Raw genomic sequence first — 24,844 nt, forward strand, 5'->3', positions numbered from 1 at the left:
TATGCATAATATGAGTAAATGCAGGGCTGTTTTTACAATTAATAAATAAAGATCATTTCTTGTTTTTCCTTAAGCTTGAGGGAGTATATCCCTTAAGCTTCTTAAAAGCTCTATTGAAGCTTCGTATGCTGTTAAAGCCGCTGTCTAGAGCTATATCAGTTATAGCCTTGTTTGTGTTAATTATCATGTCTTCTGCGTTAAAAAGTCTCATAGTATTAATATAAGTCTTTAAATTTGTACCCGTTAGAACATTGAAATATTTGCTTAAATTATAAGGATCCATATTCAAATTTTTAGCGATCATTTCTAAAGAAATGTCTAGATGATAATTGTCTTCTATATAACTGAAAACTCTTTGCATGCTTCTAATTTTTGAAGAGTTACCTTGCGAAGTATCTATTTTTATATCCACATTTCTTAACAAAATTCCACAAAGCTCATTTAGACCTGACTTGATGAAAAGCTCGTAATAATCATTTTTTGAATTAAATTCTCCTAATATATTTTTAAGTATAGCTTTTATTTTTGAGAGCTCACAGCTTTCTATAATGGAGTTTGATACTACAGGAGAGGAGAAGCGTCCCTTTGGGGGCCAAATTGAGGGAAGACCAATAAATTCTGTTTTAAATACAAGGGTTATCATTTTAGAATGAATTTCTGAACTCTCATAGTAATGAATGTCGCCACTATTAAATAAGGCTATATCTCCTTCTTTAAGCAGATATTTTTGGTTATTTACACCTATATAAATATTTCCTTCTATAATATAGCTGAGTTCAGCATCATTGTGCCAGTGAGCAAGATAGTTTAGGTTTTCATTTTCATAGATTGAAACCTGTATGTCATCATATAATGAGTCAGATCGATTTTCATAAAAATAATTCATACCATCACCTTATTAATCATTATATTAAATTCACCAATTTTTGTCTAGTTAATATATTTTTTATGTCGAGTAATTATCTTGATAGGTAAATATAATTAAATATGTAGTGCAGTAAAAATATAGAAGATTACAACTAAAGTAAACGTTATCTTGGCTATTTATTAGAAAGCAGAACCTAATAAACAAACTTATTATAAGAAGGGAAGATTTTAAATGGAGAATAAGTCATTTTATGCTCACCATAGTGCTTTTGGTGCATTTTCAAGTTTTATGGTCGGAAAGCTAGGAATGGGAGGAGGTTTTGTACTAAGCGATGTAAAGCCTCCGAAAAATAATATATATATAGGCTATAAACAGGAAAACAGCATCAAGCTTATGCCATTTTGTGCAATAAATGATAAGAGCGCTGAAGAAGAATTCACTGGGGAAATTATTTCAACAAAAAATGGCAGATCTATTTCTTTATTTAAAGAAGACGAAATAGATAGGGACATGGGGTGGAGCTTCGATACCTGGTCTGCAGGGAACTTTAAGTTCTCTATTATTACTCCTTTTGGAGAAGTAAAAGAACCTTCTACTATGACGGAAGAAGAAAAGAAATTTGCTTTTGCTCCGGTTATATTTGCTAAGCTCACCTTTGATAATAGAGAAAATAATAGTGATGCAGAAATGATATTTGGGTTAGAAGGTCTTAAAAGAAGACTATCTATTTCTACAGCAGGTAAATATCTTGGAGCAGCTTGTGAAAGAAGCTATGGTTTTGCAGTATTAGCCTCTAAAGATATCAAAGAATTATCAAGACTAGATATACTCTCATCTTGGGCTAATGACAATTATGAAAATCATGATCTTGGAAGAGCTCCATCCTTGCTTTTTAAGGTTCCTGCAGGAGAGATAAGAACTTACACCATAGCTCTTGCTACCTATCAGCAGGGTATCATAACTACAGGAATCGATACAAGCTTTTATTATACTGGATTATTTAAATCCTTAGAAGAGGTATTAGCTTATGGAATAAAAAATCTTGATGCCTACATGAAGTTGGCAGAAAAAAGGGATAATGAACTTAAAGAAAGCAATTTAAATGAATATAGAAGATTTATGATAGCTCATGCAACACATAGCTATCATGCTAGCAGTCAACTGATGAAGAGGGAAGATGGCTCTCCCATTTGGGTAGTTAATGAAGGTGAATATATAATGATGAATACCTTCGATTTAACAGTAGACCATATATTTTATGAGATGAAATTTCATCCGTGGACAATTACAAATGCCTTAGATTTATTTGTGGAAAGATATAGTTATTATGATCAAGCGGGTATAGCATTTACCCATGATATGGGAGTGGCTAATGGATTTTCTCCAAAACAATATTCTTCCTATGAACTTCCAAATCTTAAGGGCTGCTTTAGCTACATGACCCATGAAGAATTGCTTAATTGGACATTAACTGGTGGAGTTTATGCTTTAAAGATGGGAGACACAGTTTGGACAAATCAAAACATAGATATTTTTATAAAATGTTTTGATTCATTATCAAAAAGAGATAAAAATAAGGATGGAATAATGGATGTGGACAGCGAAAGATGCCAGTCTGGTTCAGAGATAACAACCTATGACAGCTTGGATGTTAGTCTTGGACAGGCAAGAAATAATCTTTATTTAGGAGTTAAGAGCTGGTCTGCTTATGTGCTGCTTCATAAAATTTTTGAAAAGCATAATCTGAAAGAACTCTCTTTTAAGTCTGTAGAGAAAGCTAAAGCAGCTGCAGCTTCAATAGTAAGCAAATTTAATGAAAAGGAAAACTATATTCCGGCGGTGTTTGAAAATGGAAATGAATCGAGAATAATTCCAGCGGTGGAGGCGCTCATATATCCATATATAACAGGAGATAAGGATTCAGTGAGTGAAGATGGGACTTACAGAGAACTTATTAATGTGCTTAAAAAGCACATTAGAACAATAATGAAACCTGGGATTTGCATAGATGAGGTTTCTGGAGGCTGGAAACTCTCTTCTACCAGTAAGAATACTTGGAACAGCAAGATATTTTTGTGTCAGTATGTAATAAAGGAAATACTTCATATAGATTTTGAAAAAGAAGAGGAATGGGATAGAGTTCATGCAAGCTGGCAGCAGTTAAGCTGCAGCTTAGATGGAGCTACGGATCAAGTAAACAGCGATACAGGAAGTCCAAGAGGAAGCAGGCTTTATCCGAGGCTTGTAACAAACATTCTATGGATGAATTAGAAGTTATAAATGATATTTAAGATATATACAAATAAGCATTAGAGAATTAGAGGAAGGCAGCTTTTATAATATAGGAAAGAAGTCTTCTTCTTTGCACATTATAGTGTAAGCATATATAATGAAAATGTATACATAATTTTTTACTTTATTAAAATATGTATGATTGTAAATATAAAAAAATCACAGGCTTAGGGGGAGATTTTGATGTTTAAGGTTTTACTAGTAGATGATGAAAACTCAGTAATAGAGCTTTTGGAAAGCTTAATTGACTGGGAAGCCTTAGGATATACTATATGTGGCACGGCATCAGATGGTGAAGAAGCTCTAAAAATTCTTAAACAATGCAATCCGGATTTGGCGCTTATAGATATACGTATGCCTAAAATCAATGGACTACAGCTTTTGCATCAAGCTTCTGAAATGCTATATTTAAAAACAAAATTTATTATTTTGAGTGCATATAGTGATTTTAATTATGCAAAAACCGCCATGCGATATAAAGTGAAGGATTATATACTAAAGCCTATAGATGATGAAGAAATAGTTGAAACTCTAAAGAGAGTAAGCAGCGAAATTATAAATGATATTCATAAGCTTAAGGCAGAGAGAAATAAAGAAAAGTTTGAGGCTAACAATTATATTAACAGCCTCATAAAGTATGAGATGAATGCAAATATTGCTGATAAATGCAGAGAAATTCTGGATTTGAATAATAATTTATTTAAGTGTGCATTGATAGAAATCAATGAATTTGAAAAATGGATGAATGATTTTGACGATATGGAGATTTATAAGAAGAGGCTGACTGTAAGAAAAGTAATTGAAAATACTGTGGGAAGTGAGCAGGTTCTTAATATATTTGATGACGATGTTAATAGATTTGGACTAATAATAACTCAGGAGGTTTTTAATAATGAAGAGCAGTATCTGAAAAATTTGGCAGCATATATAAATAGGGAGTGTAAATGTTCTGTTTCAGTGGCGTTGAGTGAGAAGTCAGAAGATATACAGGATATGAGTAAATTATATAAGCATGCATTTACGGCTCTTCAGTATAGACTTTTTCAGATGAATGACGAAATTTTATATTACGATAGAATTAAGAATATTTCATTAGACTACAATTTTTATGAGTCCAATCCTGAGGCGTTATTACAAGATATAAAAAATAAAAATATAGATGGAATAAAAAATAAGATAAATGATGTCTTTAATGAATTCTATAAAAGAAAATGCGCTTCAGAGGTTATTGAAAATTATATAGAGAATATTGAATTTGAAATATTAAAGCATATACATGCTCATAATGGCAATATAGACGAAATTATAAAAAAATTAAAAAATATCAGTACCATTGTTGGAAAGGTATCAGTTAACTTCTTGAAGGAAGAATTTTATAGGTTATGCTTAGATATGTCGGATTATTATAAGAGTGTTAGTATTAGAAGCTCTAAAGACGTAATCATAGAAATAAAAGATTACGTACATAAAAATTATGAAAGAGATTTAAAGCTGCAGGAGATCGCTAAGGATTATTTTATAAATCCTGTATATCTTGGCAAAGTATTCACCAAATCGGTTGGCATGCATTTTAATGAATATTTGAATAATGTTAGGATAGAAGAAGCAAAAAAGCTTCTTAGAAGAACAGATATGAAAATTTCTAATATTGCTTCCAAAGTAGGATATAGTGATTCAGACTATTTTGTAAGTAAATTCAAAGTGATCACAGGAAATTTACCTTCGGATTATAGGAGAAAAAATCATGTTGAGAACAAAATGTGAAAGGGTGATTACTTTGATTAGAAGGAAGAAACTTCCCAACTTAATAAATGATATTCCTTTAAATTTTAAATTTCTATTGATATATATTCTTTGTGTATTAGTACCCATAATGACAATTAATTTAATTTATAGTGCAAAAATATCTAATGACGTGAAAAAAAGAGAGACGGAAAATTACAATATATCTATCAATAGAACAGAGAAAGATATCTACAATATTATAGATGCATGTGCTAATGTGAGCTATTCAGTATCCTCTGATAAAAGCTTGTATGAAGCATTAGAAGCAAAGTATAAAGGGGACAGCGAATATTATCAAACTTATAATGATACACTAAGAGATCGTATAACAAGCTATATTCCAGTTCATAGTGATATTAGTGAAATAACCGTATATACCTCCAATGACACTATAGATAATGGAGGAAATTATTATTATATTAATCAATCTGTTATAGATTCACCTTGGTATAAGAACATTGAAAAGGTGAGTAATAAAATAATTTTATACACCTATAGAGATAAAGATAGCAATGTAATTAATTATAATCCACTGCATTTAAGTATTTTACGTCAGCTGAATGAGTTTGCATCCAGTAGTGATCCATACAACCATGTTCTTAAGATAGATATTAATATAAATGAAATATACGATATATTCGACAGAGAAAGGGATTATTTTAGTTTTTTATTGGTTGATCCTGAAAATAGAATAGTTTGCTCAACTGATCACAAATACGAAAAGGACTTATTTGAGCAATATACAAAACTTGACAGCGTAAAATTTGGTAAAACTGCACAGGATTATCTAAAAGTGGACCTTGGTAACAATGGATATTTGGCTGGCTGGAATATAGTAGCAATGCCAAATCGAGAGAATATTACCAAGGAGGCTTATGAATCTAATATTTTTGTAGCAGCTGTTAGTATCGGTGTTACAGTTCTTGCTTCATTGCTTATTTGGATTATTGTCAGGTCCTATAACTATAGAGTAAAAAAGCTTTTGAAACATATGAAAAAAGTAGAAAATCAAAACTTTGAATTAATTGAGACGTCTGAAGGAAAGGATGAAATAGGAGAGCTGATACTCAGCTTTAATATGATGACCTCAGAAATAAATACTCTTATAAATGATGTATATAAGCTGGAAATTAAAAAGAAAGATTTAGAAATTCAGCGAGTTCAAGCTGAACTGAGATTTCTTCAAAGTCAGATTGATCCTCATTTCCTTTTTAATACTTTAAATGCAGTAATGGCTATCTGTGTAAAAAATAATTATGAAGATCTTACAGAAGTTATAAAATATCTTTCAAAGATTTTTAGAAGACTTGTAAGCTGGAAAGATGATCTGGTTACCATAGGAGAAGAAATCTCTTTTACTGAGATGTACCTTAAGATAGAAAAATTCAGATTTTTGGAGAAATTTCATTATGAAATTCACGTGGATGAAGAAACACTCGCTTTGAGGATACCTAAGATGAGTATACAGACTCTTGTAGAGAATGCGTGCAAACATGGCATTCAGAATATCTCGGATGTAGGAGTAGTAAAAATAAAAGTGACACAGGATGAAAAATTTGCCCATATTTATGTGGAAGATAATGGCGGAGGAATTGAAGAAGATAAATTAAAAGAAATCATGGAAGGCTTAAGTGAGGAAGATAATTTATTTGAAAATATAGGTATAAGGAATGTTTATAAACGTCTTAGGCTTTATTATGGTGATGACATTGAGTTTGACATAAAAAGTGCTATAAATAAGGGTACAACAATACATTATGGTATTGATAAAAGCGTAATCAATAAAAATAAATATATTGAATAAAAAGGTGAGGTTTTATTAGGATTTACAAGTATTAGATTTTAAAGGAGTGTTTTTCATGTATAAAGTATTATTAGTAGATGATGAACCTATGGCTTTAAAAGCAATAGAATACGCAGCTGATTGGGTAAGCTTAGGATTTTCAATATGTGGTACATGCTGTAACGGAAAAGAGGCTGTTGATGCCATTGATAGGCTGCAGCCAGATATTGTGGTAACTGATATTAAAATGCCTGTTATGGATGGATTGGATTTGATACGATATGCTAAGGAAAATAAAAAAGATAATATTATTTTTATACTTGTAAGCGGTTATGGAGAATTTGAATATGCAAGAAAGGCAATGAAGTATGGTGTGAGATACTATCTCCAAAAGCCTGTTTTTCAAGAAGATATATGTGAAATAATTCAGGAGATTAAACAAAACCTAGATAAGGTAAATAAAAGTACAGTTATTAATAAAAAGGTTATATTGCAAGAGGTTTTGAGTCAGTTAATTAGAGGAATCGATGCGCATCAAGCGGTTAATTATCTTAAAAATTTATTAGATGGAGATGCATTTTTTATGAAATGGAACTGCATACTAATAGATTGCTTTAATTCAAGCTATGGCAATACAGTAGAGGAAAACGATAACAAAACCATAAGAGCTGCAATTGATGAGGTTACAGTAGATAATAAATACATTTTTGTTTTGGAACAGAATCTAAATAGATTTGTTATTGTTGAAGGCTTTAAAAGTGATAAATTATTTGATTCTAATAAGGAATCCTCAGCCTTAAGGATATACGATAAGCTTCTTAGCTTACATTTACAGAATTTCAGCATAGCTGTAGGAGAGTGTGTCTCAGAATTATCTAGAGTAAAAGATTCATATATAACAGCTAATGAAACCTTGAGATATAAATTTTATAGAGGCTTGAATTGTTTAGTTTTTTATAAGGATGTAAAAGAAAAAGCATTTAATTTTCAGTTTAATGATCTTTTTATGTCTGGAAAAGTTATTGAAGCAGTAGAAGAACTTGAAATAGATAAAGTGAGGAGCACTATCGACGAAATTTTTCAGTATTTTGAAATTCACAGAATAGACCCTGATATAGTCATTATGTTTATCTCAAATATGGTATGTAAAATAAATAATTTAATCGAGGCAAATAGCAGAAGCGAAATAAAATATAACAATACGATCTTAGAAATTAAAGAGCAGGAAAAAACAATATTGGCTTTGAAAAAGATTTTTGAGAATTTTTGTGTTCAGTGCTGTGAATGCCTTAAGGAGGCGAGACGCAGTAATTCTGAAAATAATATTGAAAAGATAGAAGCCTTTGTGAGAAGAAATTATAAAAGAAATATTACAATTCGGGAGCTGTCAGAAAATATATATATGCACCCTGCTTATGTAGGCCAGCTTTTTATTCATAAATTTGGAATTTGTTTGAATGAATATATACATGAACTGCGTATACAGGAGGCAAAAAAGCTCATGCGGGAAACTGATCTTAAAAATCATGAAATTGCTGAAGAATTGGGATATTGCAATTACAACAGCTTTCTAAAACACTTTCAAAAGTATGCTGGAATGAAGCCAAAGGAATTCAGGGATAATGCTTCTTGATCAACATAGCCCCATCGAACTGAATGAAGTTTTAAATCAGTGTAAAAATCAACACTGATTTAAAACAGAACTTAATAATTAAATATATATTAAAAATGTAGGGGGTAGACCTTTAATTCATTACATTGTTATGAATTCGTTTACGCCCTATAATAAATTTGTACAAGACATTAGATAGTCTTAAGAATATATAATATATGGGGGGAATAGATAACATGAAAAGAAAAGCAATATTTGCTCTATGCATGGTTTCTGCTATCGCATTATCTACTTTTAGCGGTTGCGGAAAGAAATCACAAAATACATCAGACAATGGCAGCACTGATGTAAGCCCTAAAAATCCTATAACTATTACTGCCTTCATTGCAGATTCTACAACAATTAATCCTACTTCAGACAATAAAATTTTCAAGAAAATCAAGGATGAATTAGGAATTACTTTTAAGTTCGAGATTCTTGCTGGTGATTTAGATCAAAAATTAGGCGTCATGATTGCCGGTGGAGATTTTCCTGATTTAGTTAGCTACAATAATAAATTTCAAGCAGCAGGAGATCTTATACCTTTAGAGGATAAGGTCAAAAAAGATGCACCAGATATTTACAAGCATTTTGTTGATGGTAATACATGGAATAAAATGAAGGATTCAAACGATGGACATATTTACTATATGCCAAATTACGGTGTAATCAGTAAAGAAGCAACAGGTTCATATTATAGCGGCCCAGCCTTCTGGATTCAAAAGGATGTACTAAAGGACGCAGGTTATCCAAAAGTAACTACCTTGGATCAATACTTTGATCTTGTACAGGATTATGTTAAAAAGCATCCAACAGTTAATGGAATGCCTACAATAGGCTTTGAAACCTTAGCTACAAGTCAGCAATCCTTTGTTTTGGAGAATGCTCCTGCACAGCTTAGCGGACATCCAAATGATGGGATGGTTAATGTAGACAAGGGAGTAGCAGCACTTTATGCAGACAAGGATATTGCTAAGCAGTATTATAAAAAATTAAATGATATGTATAACATAGGTATAGTAGATAGAGAAGCTATTACACAGACAAAGGATCAGTATCTTCAAAAAGTAGCCAGCGGACGTGTAATAGGTATGTATGATCAGCACTGGGATTTCCAAAGTGGAGAGGATACACTTACAAAGGAAAAGAAATATGGACAGACTTATGCTCCACTTGCTATAACTTATCCAGGGGTTACTCCTCACTATAAGGATCAACCTGTTCCAAATCTTACAAATGGATTTTCTGTTACCAAATCTTGTAAAGATCCTGATAGAGTTTTAGCTGCACTTAATCTATTAATGAATGAGAAATGGCAGAAGACTCTCAACTGGGGTATAGAAGGGGAAGATTATTCTATAGACCAAGCAAGCAAACAGCCAGTTTGGACAGATGAGCAAAAAACAAATCAAAGTGATAATGCATGGAAGGCAAAGAATAGAGCAGATGCAATCTATGCGAGCATACCTAAAATTGAAGGAAGATATAGTGACGGTAATGCTACAGCATTAGGAGACAATCCAATACAATATGCTAAAGGTATGAGTGATTATGATAAAGCTTTCTACAAAGCTTACAATGTAAACAGCCCATATGATATGATGGGTAAAGCTCCTGAAAACGAAATATACTATCCAGCATGGAATATAAATATACCAACTAACTCACCAGCTTCCTTGGCAAGCACTGCAATAAATAATACATCACTTAAATGGCTTCCAAGATTAGTTAGTTCAAAGGCTTCTGATTTTGATAGTCAGTGGAGTTCTTATGTAGCAGAAATACAAAAGGATAATCCTAGTGCTTATCTTGATGCTATAAATAAAGGAATAAAGTATAGAATAGAAAATTGGACTATAAAAAAATAATATAAATAAATGAATGAACAGGATAATGGAATACTCCATTATCCTGTTAAATAACAAAAGTATCATTCATTGTAGGAGGAGTATATATGGCTGAGATTCAACAAAAAATTTCAAGGAGCAATAAAAACGGAATTAATAAAAAAGATGGAAAGAAGAAAATAACATGGAAAATGATCAAAAGCCAAAAAGAACTTATGTTTATGTCAGTTCCTTTTCTGGCATATGTACTGCTGTTTTCTTATACACCCATTTGGGGATGGCTTATGGCTTTCCAAAATTACAAACCAGGAACTAGCTTTTTTGACCAGCAGTGGATAGGCTTCGATCAGTTTAAAAGTCTTTTTACTGCTATGGGATTTGTTCAAGTTTTAAGAAATACCATAGCTATGAGTTTTATATGCCTTGTTCTTGGCTTTGTCTGCTCTATTGCCTTGGCATTGTTAATAAATGAGATAAAAAACACATTCTTAAAGCGCGGTGTTCAGACTATTTCTTATCTGCCACATTTTCTATCTTGGCTTATTGCAACTGGAATGATCGCAAATGTGCTTTCTACAGATCCAGCGATAGGAATTATCAATAATGTGCTTATGAAGCTTCACCTTGTACAGGAACCTATTTTATTTCTAGGAATACCTAAATTATTTTGGGGGATTGTAGGTGTATCTACGGTATGGAAAGAAGTTGGATGGGGAACTATAATTTATTTGGCAGCCATAGCATCTATAGATCCTGCTTTGTATGAAGCTGCTGAAATTGATGGCGCAGGAAGGTTTCAAAAAATGTTTCATGTAACCCTTCCAGGAATAAAGCCAACAATAATGGTACTGCTTATTATGAATATAGGTCATATTTTGGATACTAATTTCGAACTTCCATATTTCTTAGGAAATGGATTAGTATCAGATTATTCTCAAACAATAGATATATTTGTTTTACAATATGGTATTAATCAATTTAATTATTCCCTTGCAACAGCGGCAGGTATTTTCAAAAGTGTTGTAAGTATAACTCTGCTTCTTACTGCAAACTTTATTGCAGGTAAACTCGGAGAAGAAAAACTTATTTAGGAGGGAATATATATGAAAAAGAAAAGAAATGCTTCCACTTTGGGAGATAAGATATTTAATATAGTTAATGGTATTATAATGTTAATTGTTGTTACTACTACTTTGTATCCATTTTTGAATACTATAGCAATTTCTTTAAATGATGCCACAGATACTATGAAGGGCGGTATATATGTATTGCCTAGGATATGGACCACATATAACTACAAATCAGTTTTTGCTGGTGGGACTTTATATCAGGCGTTTTTTATATCTGTATCAAGAACGGTTTTGTCAGCTGCTCTTAATATATTTTTAACCACTATGCTGGCTTATGCATTAAGCAGAAAAGAATATTTTTTAAGAAAGCCTATAACTATTCTTTTCGTTATGACCATGTATTTCAATGCTGGGCTTATACCTAACTACTTCCTTATCAAAGATCTTGGACTTATAAACCATTTTGCAGTATATATTGTTCCAGGAATGGTAGGAGCTTTCAATCTTATAATAATAAGAACTTATATAAAATCTTTGCCTGATAGTATGATAGAGGCTGCAAAAATAGATGGTGCAGGGGAATTTAGAATATTCATTCGTGTAATATTTCCACTTTGCAAACCTGTTCTAGCAGTAGTAGGGCTGTTTGTAGCGGTAGGAGCATGGGGTACTTGGTTTGATACTTATCTATATGCTTCCTCAAAGCAAAGCCTTAGCACTCTTCAATATGAGATGATGAAAATCTTAGCAACTTCAATGCAGACAGGAAACAATGCTGCAACTCAATTTGGACAGCACAATACAGGTACAAATACAGCATCTAATACGGTAACACCACAATCTATAAGAGCAGCCTTGACTATTGTCACAGCTGTACCTATACTTTTGGTTTATCCATTCCTTCAGAAATATTTCGTAGTAGGAATGAATGTAGGAAGTGTAAAAGAATAAATGTCATTAAGTGTATTAACCTAAAGTATTCTAATGTACTTTAGGTTTTTCTAAATATAAGGAGATGAAAAAACATGTATGAATTTTCTAATATAGATAAATTAACTATAAATACAATAAGAATGCTTTCAGCAGAGGCGATTGAAAAAGCTAAATCGGGACATCCAGGGCTACCTATGGGAACCGCTCCAATGGCTTATACATTATGGTCAAGATTCATGAAGCATAACCCTTTAAATTCAAAATGGATAGACAGAGACAGATTTGTATTGTCAGCTGGTCATGGCTCCATGCTAATGTATTCCATGCTTCATATCTTCGGATATGATGTAAGCATAGAGGATATTAAGAATTTCAGACAATTAGGAAGTAAGACACCGGGACATCCAGAATATGGTCATACTGATGGAGTAGAGACTACCACTGGTCCACTGGGTCAGGGAATATGCAATGCAGTTGGAATGGCTATTGCAGAAAGCTATCTATCTGAAAAATTCAATAGGCCGGGTTACAAAGTAGTGAATCATTATACCTACACTATAGTTGGGGACGGATGTCTTATGGAAGGTATATCTTCAGAAGCTTCTTCGCTGGCAGGTACCTTGAAACTGGGAAAGCTTATTGCTTTATATGACTCTAACAATATATCTATTGAAGGAAATACTGATATAGCCTTTAGAGAAGATGTAGCCATGAGGTATGAGGCTTATGGCTGGCAGGTTTTAAGAGTAAATGATGGAAGTGATTTGGAGCTTATTAGCATAGCTATTGAAGCAGCAAAGAGGGAGCTTTCAAAACCTACGTTGATAATAGTAAAGAATATAATTGGCTTTGGCTGCCCTGCAAAGCAGGGAAAGGCTTCTGCCCATGGTGAACCCTTAGGAGAGGATAATCTAAAGGCTGCAAAGGAATTTTTGCAGTGGAATTATGAAGCTTTTACAGTACCAGAAGAAGTTAAGGCACATATGGAGAAATTTAAAAAGGAAGCTTGTAAAAAGGAAGCAGAATGGAATAAATTATTTGAAGGTTATGCAAAGGATTATCCGCAGTTAGCTGAAGAGTGGAAAGCTTGGTTTGGAGACAATGCATCGGAAAGCTTACTTGAAGATAGAGATTTTTGGAGCTTCCAAAAACCTCTTGCTACAAGAGATGCTTCTGGCATACTAATAAATAGACTGGTGGATATTATACCTAATCTCATTGGTGGTTCTGCAGATCTTGCACCTTCTAACAAAACTTATATGAAAGAAAAAGGTGATTTCTCAGCTGAAGATAGAAAGGGAAAAAACCTTCACTTTGGAGTGAGGGAACATGCTATGGCAGCTATAGCAAATGGTATTTATGTTCACGGAGGATTAAGAGTATTTGTTTCTACCTTCTTTGTATTTAGTGATTATATGAAAGCATCCATGAGATTATCAGCACTTATGAAACTTCCTATAACCTATGTTTTGACTCATGACAGCATAGGAGTTGGAGAAGATGGACCCACCCACGAACCTATAGAACAGCTGGCAGCACTCAGATCTATACCAAATATGGTGGTATTCAGACCTGCAGATGCAAAAGAAACCGCTGCTGGCTGGTACTTTGCTGTTACAAAAAAGGATGGACCAGTATCCTTGATTCTTTCAAGACAAACTCTTCCTCTCTATAATGAAGCAGGCAAAGAAGCCATGAAAGGAGCGTATATACTTAAGAATTGTGAAAAAGAAATTCCTGATATAATACTTATGGCTTCAGGTTCTGAGGTTGAACTTGTATACAAGGCTTCAGAAGTGCTAAAGGTAAAAGGTATAGAAGCAAGAGTGGTAAGCTTTCCTTCCTTTGAACTTTTTGAAAAACAGACTGAAGAATATAAGGAAAGTATATTACCTAAAGCCGTAAGAGCAAGAGTTGCTGTAGAAGCCGCTTCCTCCTTTGGATGGCACAGATATGTAGGCTTAGATGGAAGTGTAATTTCTATTGATTCCTTTGGAGCATCAGGAAAAGCTCAGACATTGTTTGAAAAGTTTGGTTTTACAGTTGATAATGTTGTTAAAACTGCTGAGAATGTCGTTAAACTTAGATAGTGGCTATGATTTAAATCGTCACCTAAATAAGAAAGAAAATTTAATGTGATTCTCTAGCTCAAGCTATTATTGCTTGAGCTTTTTGCTGTGGAAAGTCTATGCAGTAATATTGACTTAAATACATGCTTACAATATACTTATAGAGTACAGTAGCAATAATATAATTTACGATTAATAATTTTTTATTTAATAAATAAGCATGGAGCCAATGCAGCGAAACCATCTGTCCACTCCATGTTTTTATATTTGTAAAACAAGAGGAGGATTTTTGAGATGGGACTAAATGATGAAAGTTTTTTTTCTTCACTAAAGAATGTATTTACTGTATTACCTACAGTATTTGCTTCTGATGCAGCAATAGCTATTACGGACAACGAAAATTTTATATTATTTAAGCAAGCAGAAACTTTTGAATTAAATATACAGGAAGGTATGGAGCTTGTGAGCGGCGGGGTTTCAGAAAAAGCTATTAAAACCAGAAAGAAACATTCGTTACGTTATCCTAAGGAAGCCTTTGGATTTCCTATAATGGCCTATGGAGTTCCTATTATTAATCCTGATACTAATAATGTAGTAGGAAGTATAACTTATGCTGTTTCATTAGAAAAAGAAAATGAAGTTATTGAAATGGCTAATGAATTGCAGTCTTTTTCTGAAGAATTAGCGGCATCTTCAGAAGAATTTGCAAGCTTAACAGAAGAGCTGGCAGATAAAAATGAAAATGTTAATAATTTAGTTAATGAAACTAAAGAAGGTATAAGCAGTATGGATGATATAATAAACTATATAAAAAGTATTGCTGAAACTACAAATTTATTAGGACTTAATGCAGCCATTGAAGCAGCAAGAGCTGGAGAAAATGGCAGAGGTTTTTCGGTGGTAGCTGGAGAGATAAGAAAGCTTGCAGCGAACAGCAAAACCTCTACAGTTCAAATAAATCAGGCACTTGAGAAAATTAAGCATAATATAAATGAAATTGTTGAGGTCATAAATGGGTATACATCTGCAAATGATGTACAAGCATCACAATCTAAGCAAATCGCAGCAGAAAGTCAAGAGCTCAGTGAATTAGCCTCTAAACTTCTTAAGCTGTCTGAAAATATAACATCATAATTTACATCTTTTGAGCTGACCGCATTTTATAAGGTGCGGTTTAATACATGCATTATAATTATATAATTGCATTAAGGTGGGGTGAATCAATGAATATAGATTCTATTATATTTGATTTGGATGGAACTTTATGGGATTCTACTGAGGTAGTATTGAAGGCCTGGGATAAGGTGCTAAGCAAAACCAAGGAAGTAAGAAGCCCTATTACAAAGGAGCAGATGCATAGCGTTATGGGACTTCAGCTTCCTCAAATAGCTGAAAAACTTTTCCCATATTTGGATAAAGCAGCTGGACTTAAAATTTTAAAAAATTGCTGCAGCATTGAATGTGAATTTATAAGAGAAGAAGGCGGGGTACTCTATAGAAATTTAGAGGAAACTCTGCAGAAGCTTTCAGAGAAATATGAGCTTTTCATTGTAAGCAATTGCCAATGCGGCTATATAGAAGCCTTTTTGGAATACCACCAGCTGGGAAAGTATTTTAAGGGCACTGAATGTGCAGGAAATACTGGTTTATTAAAGGGTGAAAATATCAAAAGAGTTATAGACAAATATAAGCTTAAAGCTTCGATATATGTAGGAGATACTCAGGGAGACTGCGATGCTGCAAAATTAGCTGACATACCTTTTGTATATGCTAGTTACGGCTTTGGAGAGGTAGCTTCCCACGATTATATCATTAAAGAAGCAGAGGAACTAGCAAAAATATTTTAGCTAATAGGAAGAAGAATAGGGTTAACAGCTCTGTTCTTTTTTATTAATAGGCTTTGTTTTAAAACATTCTTTCAAAACAAAGCCTATTATAAAGCATAATATAATTCTTTTAGAATAAAATTTATTAACAATAATATTTAAGGGAAAGACCTATGGAAGGAAGCAGTAATAAGGTTACACATATTGTTTACGGCATGGAAAGGAAAGAGATAATAAGCAAAAGATTTAGCGTCTCTGAAAGCTTAGCTATAATAATAAATTCTGTAATTATAAACAACAAGGCTAACAAGTTAATAGATGTACAGATAAAAAATGGCGATATTTTAATTATAATAACCGGAGAGGGTTTACCTCACACTATAAAATTTAATAAGCAAATCAATATAAACGATAACATATTACTGCTGGCTATGATAAAGCTTTGCAATGAAATGAGTATTATCAACACCAGAGATAATATTCAAACAACTAAAGTATTAAACTTTAAGGATGTAGATGACAATTCTTTTGAAGAAGATGAAAGTGCTGCTATGCGTTTAACTCCAGATAACAGCATAGAATTTAAAATATCAAAACAAAATCTTCATGCGGATGTAGAAACTATGATGAAATCTGAAAATTTAAAAAGCATCAAAGCTTATTTATCTCACATTTACAATGAGCTAATAGCTATGGGCTCAACTGTGATAATATTTGGAGAAAAAATAACCTATAAGGATAAAGACGGACAAATGCTGAATGAAAAACATACTAAAATAGGTGTTAATAGAAGAGTAAAGCTTTATAGGATGAAAACTCAGAAAAAAGGAATTGAAGTAATTGTTAATGGAATAAAGTTAGAAAATACTAACATAAAAAATATGATTAACTGGAATGTGCCTCCTTTTAAGCAAGATGGATATACCTTCAAAAGATTATTCATTTCTTTATTCATAGAAATGGAGAAGGTTGACTTAAACGATATCAGTCTTATCAATGAGTTTATAGAAAAATCCATGAAAAATATAAGAAATAAAGTTCAGTTATATAAGGAATACTTTACAAATGAGAAAGTAAATATAAATCTAGAATATGATAGAGCAGATATGGATAGAATAAAAAATTCTAAAGGTAAATATACTGCGTCTGAAGCTACTAAAGCAGTTTTGGATGGGTATTTGGAGCTTATAAAAAGAGATGATTGATTAAATTGGTTATGTTTTAAAAGAATGTTGATAAAGGCTTTGATCGCCTAGGCATGGTTTCTTTCAGAACCCATGGAAGAAACTCTAAGGTTTGCTTTGTCATAATTGGCTACCCATTTTATTGTGCCGTCCTGACACTAAAATAGCTTTACCCATCCTGAGCAAAATTACGCCAATTATAAGTCGCAATTCCTAAGAGTTTCTAGAACTCCAAAGATAATATCAACATTTTAAAACATAACCTACCAAACTAAAGGAATATTTTAAATCAGTGTAAAAATCAACACTGATTTAAAACAGAAACATAAATTTAAATACTTATATTTACATAATATTGATATTTTCATATACTTAAAGTAATAGCTTTTAAAGAAAGGACGTTTTTATAAATGGATTATGTGAAATACATAAGAGATAGAGTTGGACATGATGTTATAAATTTAACTGGAGTTAATGTGCTGATAATAAATGATAAAAATGAAGTGCTTCTTCAAAGAAGAGGAACCTTTCCATATAAATGGGGGCTTATCGGAGGGATTACAGAGCTGGGAGAGGCTCTTGAAGATACGGCTATAAGAGAGGCAAAAGAAGAGACGGGACTCCATATTGAAGATTTGAATTATATAGGTACAACCTCAGGCAAGGATTGTTATATGGAGTGTCCCAATGGTGATAAAGTATATTTTATAACGGTAGGATATATTACTAAAACTTTCAGCGGCACATTGAAGATAGATGATTTTGAGACTAAAGAACTGAAATTTTTCAGCTACCAAGAGCTGCCTAACATGCCTAAAACTCATAAAACCATGCTTAAAAAGTATTATGAAAGGTAGTATTAGTCTATAAAATATCTTTTGCTCATGTTGACATATTCGCTAACCTTCTCCCAATATTCTTTTTCATTCACAGGGATAGGGCTCCAGTCTTTATCTGGATATTTATCTATGATTTCATCATATTTTTTACCTTGAATATACTTATGATCTATGCTGCAGCCTTGAAGGCTTTTTAGAGGTTTAATAAAAATATATCCATCGAATAAATCCTTAAGAGAAAAATCATTATATCCTATGGAATAATAACTATCATCTCTTATATCACCCATTATACTATTTACAAGATCAAAGCCTGCTGATTTATTTTTTAAGTTATTCATTATTGCTTCTATGGTTTTAACTCCGCTGGTGTTGCTTAAGACTAAGGTGTTTATATTTTGAAGACCTTGATGGAGAAGAATAGAAAATATTCTATTTCCATATTTCTCATAAAGTCTATTTCCTAACCAGCCGCCTTGAAGATGATAAAAATGTTCTGCGTTATGATCGTATACAGGAGATTTATATCTGGTAAAGGCATGCACTATTCCTGTGAGTACAAGAAGTTTTTGACCTTTATTTAGAACTTCCTTTTCAATAATGTTAGCTCTATAGATTTCGGTATTTCCTTTATGAAATATTTTTTTAGCATTTATAGGAGTTCTGATTCTAGAAAAAGCACTCCAATTATATACATAGCTTAAATTAAGAACTCTAAATTTTACTGCATCTTTAGGTAGAGACTTATTTAGTTTCCAGGCAGCCTTGTAGACATCAGTATATTCTTTATATGCCCACTTTACATTATAATTGTACATTAATCCTCTAGCTTCATTTTCATCGTATTCTTCACTGGTAATTAGCCTATCTAGGTCGTCTTGATCTTCGGCAGCTCCAAATTCCATTCCTAAATTATATATTCCATTCTCATATAATTTGGGAATGATACTTATTACAAATTCAAGGTTATCCTTTACAGCATGATTTTCTCCTAGCAAAATGACATCATGAGTTTGAAATTTATTTAATACATACTGTTGGGGAGTTAGGTAATTTTTTTCTAAATAATTTACGTATGCTTCCAAATTAATACCTCCAATAATTAATAACTTTATTTAAGCTTAATTTCATTATATAGAGATATGAAATTTAAAAATGGTATATAATTATAATAAATTGTACTGTGTTAATATAAATTTAGGAGAGTGCTCATGGAAGATGGATTTATAAGCGATTGCTTACTTTTTATACCTTCATTTGACTTTTTATTAGATAAAAATGACATAGATAAAATATATGAAACTATTGAAAAAAAGCATAAATATGAAGCAGAGATAGAAAAAAAACTAGAAGATAAGAAAATAGATCTATTTATATGGCAGGGAGTTTTAGTTAGGAAGTTATCTATTAGTAAAAATACAGTTATGAATACTATAATGCATGAAACCTACAATAAGTTCTATAACCAAATAAAAGATAGCAGTACATTAAAAGAATTGCAGGTATTAGAAAAGGAAATATTCTATACATATTCAAATTTTGCTATTTACTACACTGAGGTTACTAATAACTATACTTTAAATAAAATATTGAAATATATACATTTAAATATTGAAAATTATATTTCCTTAAAGAATATGAGTGAAGAATTGAACCTATCAAAACCCTATATTAGCCTAGTGTTTAAAAAGCATTTAGGTACTACCGTTATGGACTATGTAACCAATTTAAAGGTTAACAGAGCTAAAGCATTATTGTCAAATACAGCTTTAAGCATCATGGAAATATCTCAAATATTAGGATTTTACGATTCTAGCCATTTTTCGAAGGTGTTTAAAAATATTACTGGTATGAATCCCCGCGGATATAGGGATAAGTATATTGAAAACTAAAAAAGATATGCAGTGGCAGTAAGACCAGAAATATTTTGAATGCTGATGGGGATTATTTAATAAATAAGTTTGATTAAGCAGATAAGATATTATATAATAGTAATGTATCCGGTTACATTCCTTAAATGGAGAAAATAAAATATAAATGGTAACAATACAATAATGATAAAACAGGTGAATTTTATGCGCAAGAAAAATATAACTGTACGAGATATAGCAAGAGAGGCTAATGTGTCTGTTGCCACAGTTTCCAGATTTATTAATAATAAGGGCGTGTTAAGCGAGGAAACTGCTGCTAAAGTTCAATTTGTAATTGAGAAATATAATTTCATACCTAATGAATTGGCAAGAAGTTTATATACTAAAAAATCAAAAATGCTGGGGTTTGTTGTACCTGATATTACAAACGGCTTTTATTCTCAGCTATGTTTAGAGGTTGAAAAATCTGCTGTTGAATTAGGTTATAATGTATTTCTATGCAACTCAATGAATGATCGTAAGCTGGAATCCTTGTATCTAGAAAAGCTAGCTGAGAGACAAGTGGACGGAATTATTCTAGCAGGTGGAAGAATCAATGATACTATCAATAATCCGGAGCACATTGATGAAATGAAAAAAATACTTCCGCATGTACCAGTGGTTATGATCAATGGAAAAATGGATGGCGTAGAGAGTTATAGGGTATTCTCAGACGAAAAAGAAGCTGTTTTTAAGATGCTGCAATATCTTACTAATTTGGGGCACAGAAAAATTGGACTTATAGGTGGAAGCTCAGGCATTACTTCTTTTGATATAAAGAAAGATGCCTTTTTAGAAGCAGCCGATAAAATGAAATTTGTATATAAGGATCAGTGGATTATAGAAGGTGGGTATTCTATAGAAGGAGGGATCGTAAGTATGAGCAAGCTTTTGCAAAATGCAGAAATGCCTTCAGCGGTTATAGCAATTAATGATTTGGTAGCTGCAGGGGCTCTAAAGGTGTGCAATAAGCAAAGAGTAAGGATTCCAGATGAACTATCCATCATAGGCTTTGACAATATTGATTTATGCAAGGTAACAAAGCCTGAATTAACCACCATGGCTCATCCATATGAAAAATTAGGAAAGAAAGCTGTAGAAGCAGTAAATAAACTAGTGAACGGAGAGATACCAGAACTAGAAATCTCGTTAGATACAGAACTGGTTATAAGGGATTCCTGCAGACGTATATAAAAGCTTAAGCTGTGCTTTAGAAAATATTGATTGCACAATATAAACATTTTAAAGCACAGTTTTTAGACTAAAACAGTAAAAACTTTTCAACATGATGGTAACCGGTTACATAAGGTTGAGATTATGGTTAAAAAAACAATATTAATGATTTTATATTAACTGTAAGGAGAAGTTAAACATGAATGATGTTAGGTCTGTATTTAAGATAAACCTTAATATGAAATTTAAATAGGGAGATGAGTAAAAATGGAAAATAAAGTTTTCGAAATTAGGGACAATTTTTATTTGGATGGAAAAGAAGTTAAAATCATATCAGGATCAATACATTATTTTAGGGTGGTTCCAGAGTATTGGAGGGATAGGCTCCAGAAGCTTAAGGCAATGGGGTGTAATACTGTAGAAACCTATGTTCCTTGGAATATGCATGAGCCTCATAAAGGAAAATTTCAGTTTGAAGGTATCACTGATTTAAGAGGATTCATAGAATTAGCTCAGGAGCTTGGGTTATGGGTAATTGTTAGACCTTCTCCATTTATTTGTGGTGAATGGGAATTTGGAGGACTGCCTGCTTGGCTTCTAGCTGATGATGGAATGAGAGTGAGATCTAATTATGAACCTTTTTTGAGACATGTTGATGAGTATTATGAGAAATTATTCAAGATACTTACACCTCTGCAAATAAATTATGGCGGCCCCATAATAATGATGCAGATTGAAAATGAATACGGATATTATGGAAATGATAAAAAATATCTTTCAAATCTCAGAGAAGTAATGAAAAAGTATGGAGCGGTAGTGCCTTTTGTTACTTCAGATGGAACCTGGAATGAAGCGCTAGAATCAGGAATGTTCAATAACTCAGATGTTCTGGCCACAGCAAATTTTGGTTCGAAGGCAGAGGAACATTTTGAAAAGCTTCAAGCAGCAATAGGAAATAAGCCGCTTATGTGCATGGAATTTTGGGATGGATGGTTTACTCCTTGGGGCGGCAATGCGGGTAAAAGGGATGCAAAGGAAACCGCAGAAGAATTGGATAAAATATTAAGCAGGGGACATGTTAATTTTTATATGTTTCATGGTGGAACAAATTTTGGCTTTATGAATGGTGCTAATTATTATGATAAATTGGAACCAGATGTGACCTCTTATGACTATGATTCACCATTGTCTGAAAGTGGAGATATAACTCCTAAGTATGAAGAGTGCAGGAAGGTTATTTCTAAATATGCAGATATTCCCAAAGTTAGGCTTTCAGCTCAAATCAGTAAGCTTGCTTATGGTAAAATAAGGGTTAACCAGAAGGTTGCTTTGTTTAACACTCTTCATACTATTTCTTCTAAGCAGTATTGTGATTATACTTTGCCTATGGAAAAACTGGGACAAAACTATGGATATATACTTTATCATTCAAATGTAGGGCGTGGAAGAAAGGTAGAGGATTTTAAAATTTTAGGTGCTAATGACAGAGCTAAAGTATATGTAAATGAAAAAGAGGTTTTTACTCAATATGATTTAGAATTAGGAAAATCTGCTGAAATTATTTTTGATAAAGAAGAAAACAACTTGTTAGATATATTAGTTGAGAATATGGGAAGAGTGAATTTCGGAGAAAAATTGAATGCTCAGAGGAAGGGAATTAGTTATGGAGTTGAGATAGATAAGCATGCTCACGCTGGCTGGGAGCATTATACACTTCCTTTAGATAATATCAACCAAGTGGATTTTAATTTAGGCTATAAAACAGGCGTGCCTGCATTTTATAAGTTTGAGCTTGAGGTTGAAAATTTAGGGGATACTTTCTTAAAACTTGATGGCTGGGGAAAAGGCTGTGTGTTTATTAATGATTTTAATATAGGACGCTTTTGGGAAATAGGGCCGCAAAACACCTTATATATTCCTGCACCTTTGTTAAAAAAAGGCAAGAATGAAATTGTAATTTTTGAAACAGAAGGAAAAGCTTCAGATTTTATAGAGCTTGTAGATAAAGCTGATTTAGGTAAGTAAGTGAAGGGAGCAAATCATGTCAGAAAGTATTTCTTCAAAAATGGATAAAAAGTATGCAGAGCCAATTGTTTTGCAAAGAGCAGATCCTTGGGTTTACAAACATTCAGATGGATTCTACTATTTTACTGCATCAGTTCCAACTTACGATAGAATAGAACTTAGAAGATCTGCTACCATAAAAGATATAGGGAATGCACCTTCAAAAATTATATGGCAAAAACATGAAACAGGGAAAATGGGAGCACATATTTGGCTACAGATCGTAACTGTTGCATGGGACTATTAACTGCTTCTCAGGAGTACAATCTATTGGATGCTAGAGCTTGGAGCAAAAACCAATACCCTGTTCTTGATACAAATATAGAGGATAAAATTTTTGACCAGGACATAATAGTTTCACTGTTTCAGAAAATGGAATGGAAGATATTTCAATATATCATGCCAGGAACTATAGGTATTTAAAGGGAAATCCTCTAACTGATCCTAATAGGCATACTTATGCGAAAAAAATACTATGGGATAGTGATGGAACTCCAAATTTCAAAGAAGCTCAGCAATATTAAAGATGTTTTATAAAGAATAAAAAAGAACTCCGCCATTAAACTGGAGTTCTTTTAGTTTATAGAAAATTATAAAAATTAGAATTAAGTAGTAATAGTGAATTTTAATCTTTTTTCATTATTAAACTCTCCTATGTGGTAAAATGTTACGTATAGATATATATAATTTTTATTTATAGGAGACGATGAAATTGAATAAGTTTAGTAATTTCATAAAGAAATTGTTATTGATATGTTGCGTGCTTTTAATGATTTGTACTCCAATAAATGTGTTTGCTAGAGCTGGAGGAGGAAGCAGCGGAGGAGGTTCTTCTGGAGGAAGTGGTGGAACTTCTGGTGGAAGCAGGAGTTCTGACTCATATCATGGAGGTGGATCCTCAGGAGGATATAATAGGCGAAGAAACAATCCAGTAGCAGATATAATAGCAGTTTCATTAATGGCAGTATCAGCATCCATAGGAATCATTGTCATTAAAGTAAGAATGGGGCAAAAGAAGATTAAATCTGCTGCAGTTATAAAAAGCTTATCTAAAAGCGATGATAATTGGAATTATGCTAATATAAAGCAGGATGTAGAAGAGGCCTTTTATAAGGTACAGCTTGCATGGACCGAGAGAAATCAGGATATAGCAAAGGAATACATGAGTGAAGAACTTTATATTAGGCATAAAACTCAGACTGAGTGGATGAAGGTACGAAAGGAAAAAAATATTCTTAAGAGAATGACTCTGCTAGGAGTATATCCTATAGGGGTGGAGGATTTCGAAGGAACAGAAAATGATATTCTTTGGATGCATATAAAGGCAAAATCAATAGACTACACTATTGATGAAGAAACAAATAAAGTTACTCAAGGCTCTAAATATAGAAGGGTTTACTTTGAGGAATACTGGAAGTTCATCAGAAGGGATCATAGATGGGTATTAGATGATATAAAGCAGTTAGAGGATATAGATGACTTAAGTTTCTTTGGGACAGAGATTGATCATAAGAAATAATATTAAAATACAGCGAAGAAAATCTATTAAC

Annotated in this window: 21 protein-coding genes; 19 read left to right on the plus strand and 2 right to left on the minus strand. The window is 32.6% G+C overall.

What is annotated here, in order from left to right; translation table 11 throughout:
• Positions 1-52: 52 nt before the first annotated feature.
• Complete coding sequence (locus IAI10_RS04710; protein WP_315672127.1) at positions 53-886, minus strand: AraC family transcriptional regulator; 834 nt, start codon at positions 884-886, stop codon at positions 53-55.
• A gap of 213 nt (positions 887-1,099) precedes the next feature.
• Here IAI10_RS04710 and IAI10_RS04715 point away from each other — a divergent pair, with 213 nt between their 5' ends.
• The 12 genes from IAI10_RS04715 (at position 1,100) to IAI10_RS04770 (ending at position 18,165) form a co-directional block, all read left to right on the plus strand.
• Positions 1,100-3,139, plus strand: a complete 2,040-nt coding sequence (locus IAI10_RS04715) for a glycoside hydrolase family 52 protein (RefSeq protein ID WP_315672128.1) — start codon at positions 1,100-1,102, stop codon at positions 3,137-3,139.
• A gap of 204 nt (positions 3,140-3,343) precedes the next feature.
• Positions 3,344-4,924, plus strand: a complete 1,581-nt coding sequence (locus IAI10_RS04720) for a response regulator (protein WP_315672129.1) — start codon at positions 3,344-3,346, stop codon at positions 4,922-4,924.
• The gene (locus IAI10_RS04725) at positions 4,905-6,749 is read left to right on the plus strand and encodes a sensor histidine kinase (RefSeq protein ID WP_315672130.1); all 1,845 of its coding nucleotides are present in this window, start codon (positions 4,905-4,907) and stop codon (positions 6,747-6,749) included. The genes IAI10_RS04720 and IAI10_RS04725 overlap by 20 nt, the downstream gene beginning before the upstream one ends.
• 55 nt (positions 6,750-6,804) lie before the next feature.
• Positions 6,805-8,361, plus strand: coding sequence for a response regulator (locus IAI10_RS04730; RefSeq protein ID WP_315672131.1), 1,557 nt, complete (start codon positions 6,805-6,807; stop codon positions 8,359-8,361).
• A 215-nt stretch (positions 8,362-8,576) separates the two neighbouring features.
• Positions 8,577-10,247 carry a sugar ABC transporter substrate-binding protein gene (locus IAI10_RS04735; RefSeq protein ID WP_315672132.1) on the plus strand — a complete coding sequence of 557 codons (1,671 nt, stop codon included), beginning with the start codon at positions 8,577-8,579 and terminating at the stop codon, positions 10,245-10,247.
• Positions 10,248-10,333: 86 nt separating this feature from the next.
• Positions 10,334-11,317, plus strand: coding sequence for an ABC transporter permease (locus IAI10_RS04740; protein ID WP_396334341.1), 984 nt, complete (start codon positions 10,334-10,336; stop codon positions 11,315-11,317).
• A gap of 12 nt (positions 11,318-11,329) precedes the next feature.
• Entirely contained in the window at positions 11,330-12,247 is a 918-nt protein-coding gene (locus IAI10_RS04745) for a carbohydrate ABC transporter permease (protein ID WP_315672133.1), read from the plus strand.
• A 74-nt stretch (positions 12,248-12,321) separates the two neighbouring features.
• On the plus strand, positions 12,322-14,319 hold the full coding sequence (gene tkt / locus IAI10_RS04750) for a transketolase (protein WP_315672134.1): 1,998 nt from the start codon (positions 12,322-12,324) through the stop codon (positions 14,317-14,319).
• 273 nt (positions 14,320-14,592) lie between these two features.
• Positions 14,593-15,432 carry a methyl-accepting chemotaxis protein gene (locus IAI10_RS04755; RefSeq protein WP_315672135.1) on the plus strand — a complete coding sequence of 280 codons (840 nt, stop codon included), beginning with the start codon at positions 14,593-14,595 and terminating at the stop codon, positions 15,430-15,432.
• 89 nt (positions 15,433-15,521) lie between these two features.
• Positions 15,522-16,145, plus strand: coding sequence for an HAD family hydrolase (locus IAI10_RS04760; RefSeq protein ID WP_315672136.1), 624 nt, complete (start codon positions 15,522-15,524; stop codon positions 16,143-16,145).
• Between the two features lie 152 nt (positions 16,146-16,297).
• Positions 16,298-17,329, plus strand: a complete 1,032-nt coding sequence (locus tag IAI10_RS04765) for a hypothetical protein (RefSeq protein ID WP_315672137.1) — start codon at positions 16,298-16,300, stop codon at positions 17,327-17,329.
• 389 nt (positions 17,330-17,718) lie between these two features.
• Positions 17,719-18,165 (plus strand): NUDIX domain-containing protein, encoded by a 447-nt coding sequence (locus IAI10_RS04770; RefSeq protein WP_315672138.1) that lies wholly within the window; start codon positions 17,719-17,721, stop codon positions 18,163-18,165.
• 2 nt (positions 18,166-18,167) lie between these two features.
• On the opposite strand, the gene IAI10_RS04775 is transcribed toward IAI10_RS04770, so the two are convergent.
• On the minus strand, positions 18,168-19,232 hold the full coding sequence (locus IAI10_RS04775; protein WP_315672139.1) for a ChaN family lipoprotein: 1,065 nt from the start codon (positions 19,230-19,232) through the stop codon (positions 18,168-18,170).
• A gap of 126 nt (positions 19,233-19,358) precedes the next feature.
• Between IAI10_RS04775 and IAI10_RS04780 the strand changes: the two genes are divergently transcribed.
• The 7 genes from IAI10_RS04780 (at position 19,359) to IAI10_RS04810 (ending at position 24,813) form a co-directional block, all read left to right on the plus strand.
• Positions 19,359-20,039 carry an AraC family transcriptional regulator gene (locus IAI10_RS04780; protein ID WP_315672140.1) on the plus strand — a complete coding sequence of 227 codons (681 nt, stop codon included), beginning with the start codon at positions 19,359-19,361 and terminating at the stop codon, positions 20,037-20,039.
• A 183-nt stretch (positions 20,040-20,222) separates the two neighbouring features.
• On the plus strand, positions 20,223-21,251 hold the full coding sequence (locus tag IAI10_RS04785) for a LacI family DNA-binding transcriptional regulator (RefSeq protein WP_315672141.1): 1,029 nt from the start codon (positions 20,223-20,225) through the stop codon (positions 21,249-21,251).
• A gap of 246 nt (positions 21,252-21,497) precedes the next feature.
• Positions 21,498-23,255 carry a beta-galactosidase gene (locus IAI10_RS04790; protein ID WP_315672142.1) on the plus strand — a complete coding sequence of 586 codons (1,758 nt, stop codon included), beginning with the start codon at positions 21,498-21,500 and terminating at the stop codon, positions 23,253-23,255.
• 16 nt (positions 23,256-23,271) lie between these two features.
• Positions 23,272-23,541: a hypothetical protein gene (locus tag IAI10_RS04795; RefSeq protein WP_315672143.1), complete on the plus strand. Its 270-nt coding sequence runs from the start codon at positions 23,272-23,274 to the stop codon at positions 23,539-23,541.
• Positions 23,505-23,717, plus strand: a complete 213-nt coding sequence (locus tag IAI10_RS04800) for a hypothetical protein (RefSeq protein ID WP_315672205.1) — start codon at positions 23,505-23,507, stop codon at positions 23,715-23,717. Before IAI10_RS04795 ends, IAI10_RS04800 begins: the two co-directional genes overlap by 37 nt.
• The gene (locus IAI10_RS04805) at positions 23,672-23,818 is read left to right on the plus strand and encodes a hypothetical protein (RefSeq protein ID WP_315672144.1); all 147 of its coding nucleotides are present in this window, start codon (positions 23,672-23,674) and stop codon (positions 23,816-23,818) included. The genes IAI10_RS04800 and IAI10_RS04805 overlap by 46 nt, the downstream gene beginning before the upstream one ends.
• 188 nt (positions 23,819-24,006) lie before the next feature.
• Positions 24,007-24,813, plus strand: coding sequence for a Tim44-like domain-containing protein (locus IAI10_RS04810; protein WP_315672145.1), 807 nt, complete (start codon positions 24,007-24,009; stop codon positions 24,811-24,813).
• Positions 24,814-24,844 lie beyond the last annotated feature (31 nt).

It is taken from the genome of Clostridium sp. 19966 (assembly GCF_032335695.1).
Lineage (GTDB): Bacteria > Bacillota > Clostridia > Clostridiales > Clostridiaceae > JACTOJ01.

What these genes read in the sequence shown, in the direction of transcription:
- IAI10_RS04760 (WP_315672136.1), top strand. Translation starts at nt 15,522, where the DNA reads ATGAATATAGATTCTATTATATTTGATTTGGATGGAACTTTATGGGAT.
- IAI10_RS04805 (WP_315672144.1), top strand. Translation starts at nt 23,672, where the DNA reads ATGGAAGATATTTCAATATATCATGCCAGGAACTATAGGTATTTAAAG.
- IAI10_RS04790 (WP_315672142.1), top strand. Translation starts at nt 21,498, where the DNA reads ATGGAAAATAAAGTTTTCGAAATTAGGGACAATTTTTATTTGGATGGA.
- IAI10_RS04765 (WP_315672137.1), top strand. Translation starts at nt 16,298, where the DNA reads ATGGAAGGAAGCAGTAATAAGGTTACACATATTGTTTACGGCATGGAA.
- tkt (WP_315672134.1), top strand. Translation starts at nt 12,322, where the DNA reads ATGTATGAATTTTCTAATATAGATAAATTAACTATAAATACAATAAGA.
- IAI10_RS04710 (WP_315672127.1), bottom strand. Translation starts at nt 886, where the DNA reads ATGAATTATTTTTATGAAAATCGATCTGACTCATTATATGATGACATA.
- IAI10_RS04740 (WP_396334341.1), top strand. Translation starts at nt 10,334, where the DNA reads ATGGCTGAGATTCAACAAAAAATTTCAAGGAGCAATAAAAACGGAATT.
- IAI10_RS04715 (WP_315672128.1), top strand. Translation starts at nt 1,100, where the DNA reads ATGGAGAATAAGTCATTTTATGCTCACCATAGTGCTTTTGGTGCATTT.
- IAI10_RS04785 (WP_315672141.1), top strand. Translation starts at nt 20,223, where the DNA reads ATGCGCAAGAAAAATATAACTGTACGAGATATAGCAAGAGAGGCTAAT.
- IAI10_RS04780 (WP_315672140.1), top strand. Translation starts at nt 19,359, where the DNA reads ATGGAAGATGGATTTATAAGCGATTGCTTACTTTTTATACCTTCATTT.
- IAI10_RS04720 (WP_315672129.1), top strand. Translation starts at nt 3,344, where the DNA reads ATGTTTAAGGTTTTACTAGTAGATGATGAAAACTCAGTAATAGAGCTT.
- IAI10_RS04770 (WP_315672138.1), top strand. Translation starts at nt 17,719, where the DNA reads ATGGATTATGTGAAATACATAAGAGATAGAGTTGGACATGATGTTATA.
- IAI10_RS04745 (WP_315672133.1), top strand. Translation starts at nt 11,330, where the DNA reads ATGAAAAAGAAAAGAAATGCTTCCACTTTGGGAGATAAGATATTTAAT.
- IAI10_RS04725 (WP_315672130.1), top strand. Translation starts at nt 4,905, where the DNA reads ATGTTGAGAACAAAATGTGAAAGGGTGATTACTTTGATTAGAAGGAAG.
- IAI10_RS04755 (WP_315672135.1), top strand. Translation starts at nt 14,593, where the DNA reads ATGGGACTAAATGATGAAAGTTTTTTTTCTTCACTAAAGAATGTATTT.
- IAI10_RS04735 (WP_315672132.1), top strand. Translation starts at nt 8,577, where the DNA reads ATGAAAAGAAAAGCAATATTTGCTCTATGCATGGTTTCTGCTATCGCA.
- IAI10_RS04730 (WP_315672131.1), top strand. Translation starts at nt 6,805, where the DNA reads ATGTATAAAGTATTATTAGTAGATGATGAACCTATGGCTTTAAAAGCA.
- IAI10_RS04795 (WP_315672143.1), top strand. Translation starts at nt 23,272, where the DNA reads ATGTCAGAAAGTATTTCTTCAAAAATGGATAAAAAGTATGCAGAGCCA.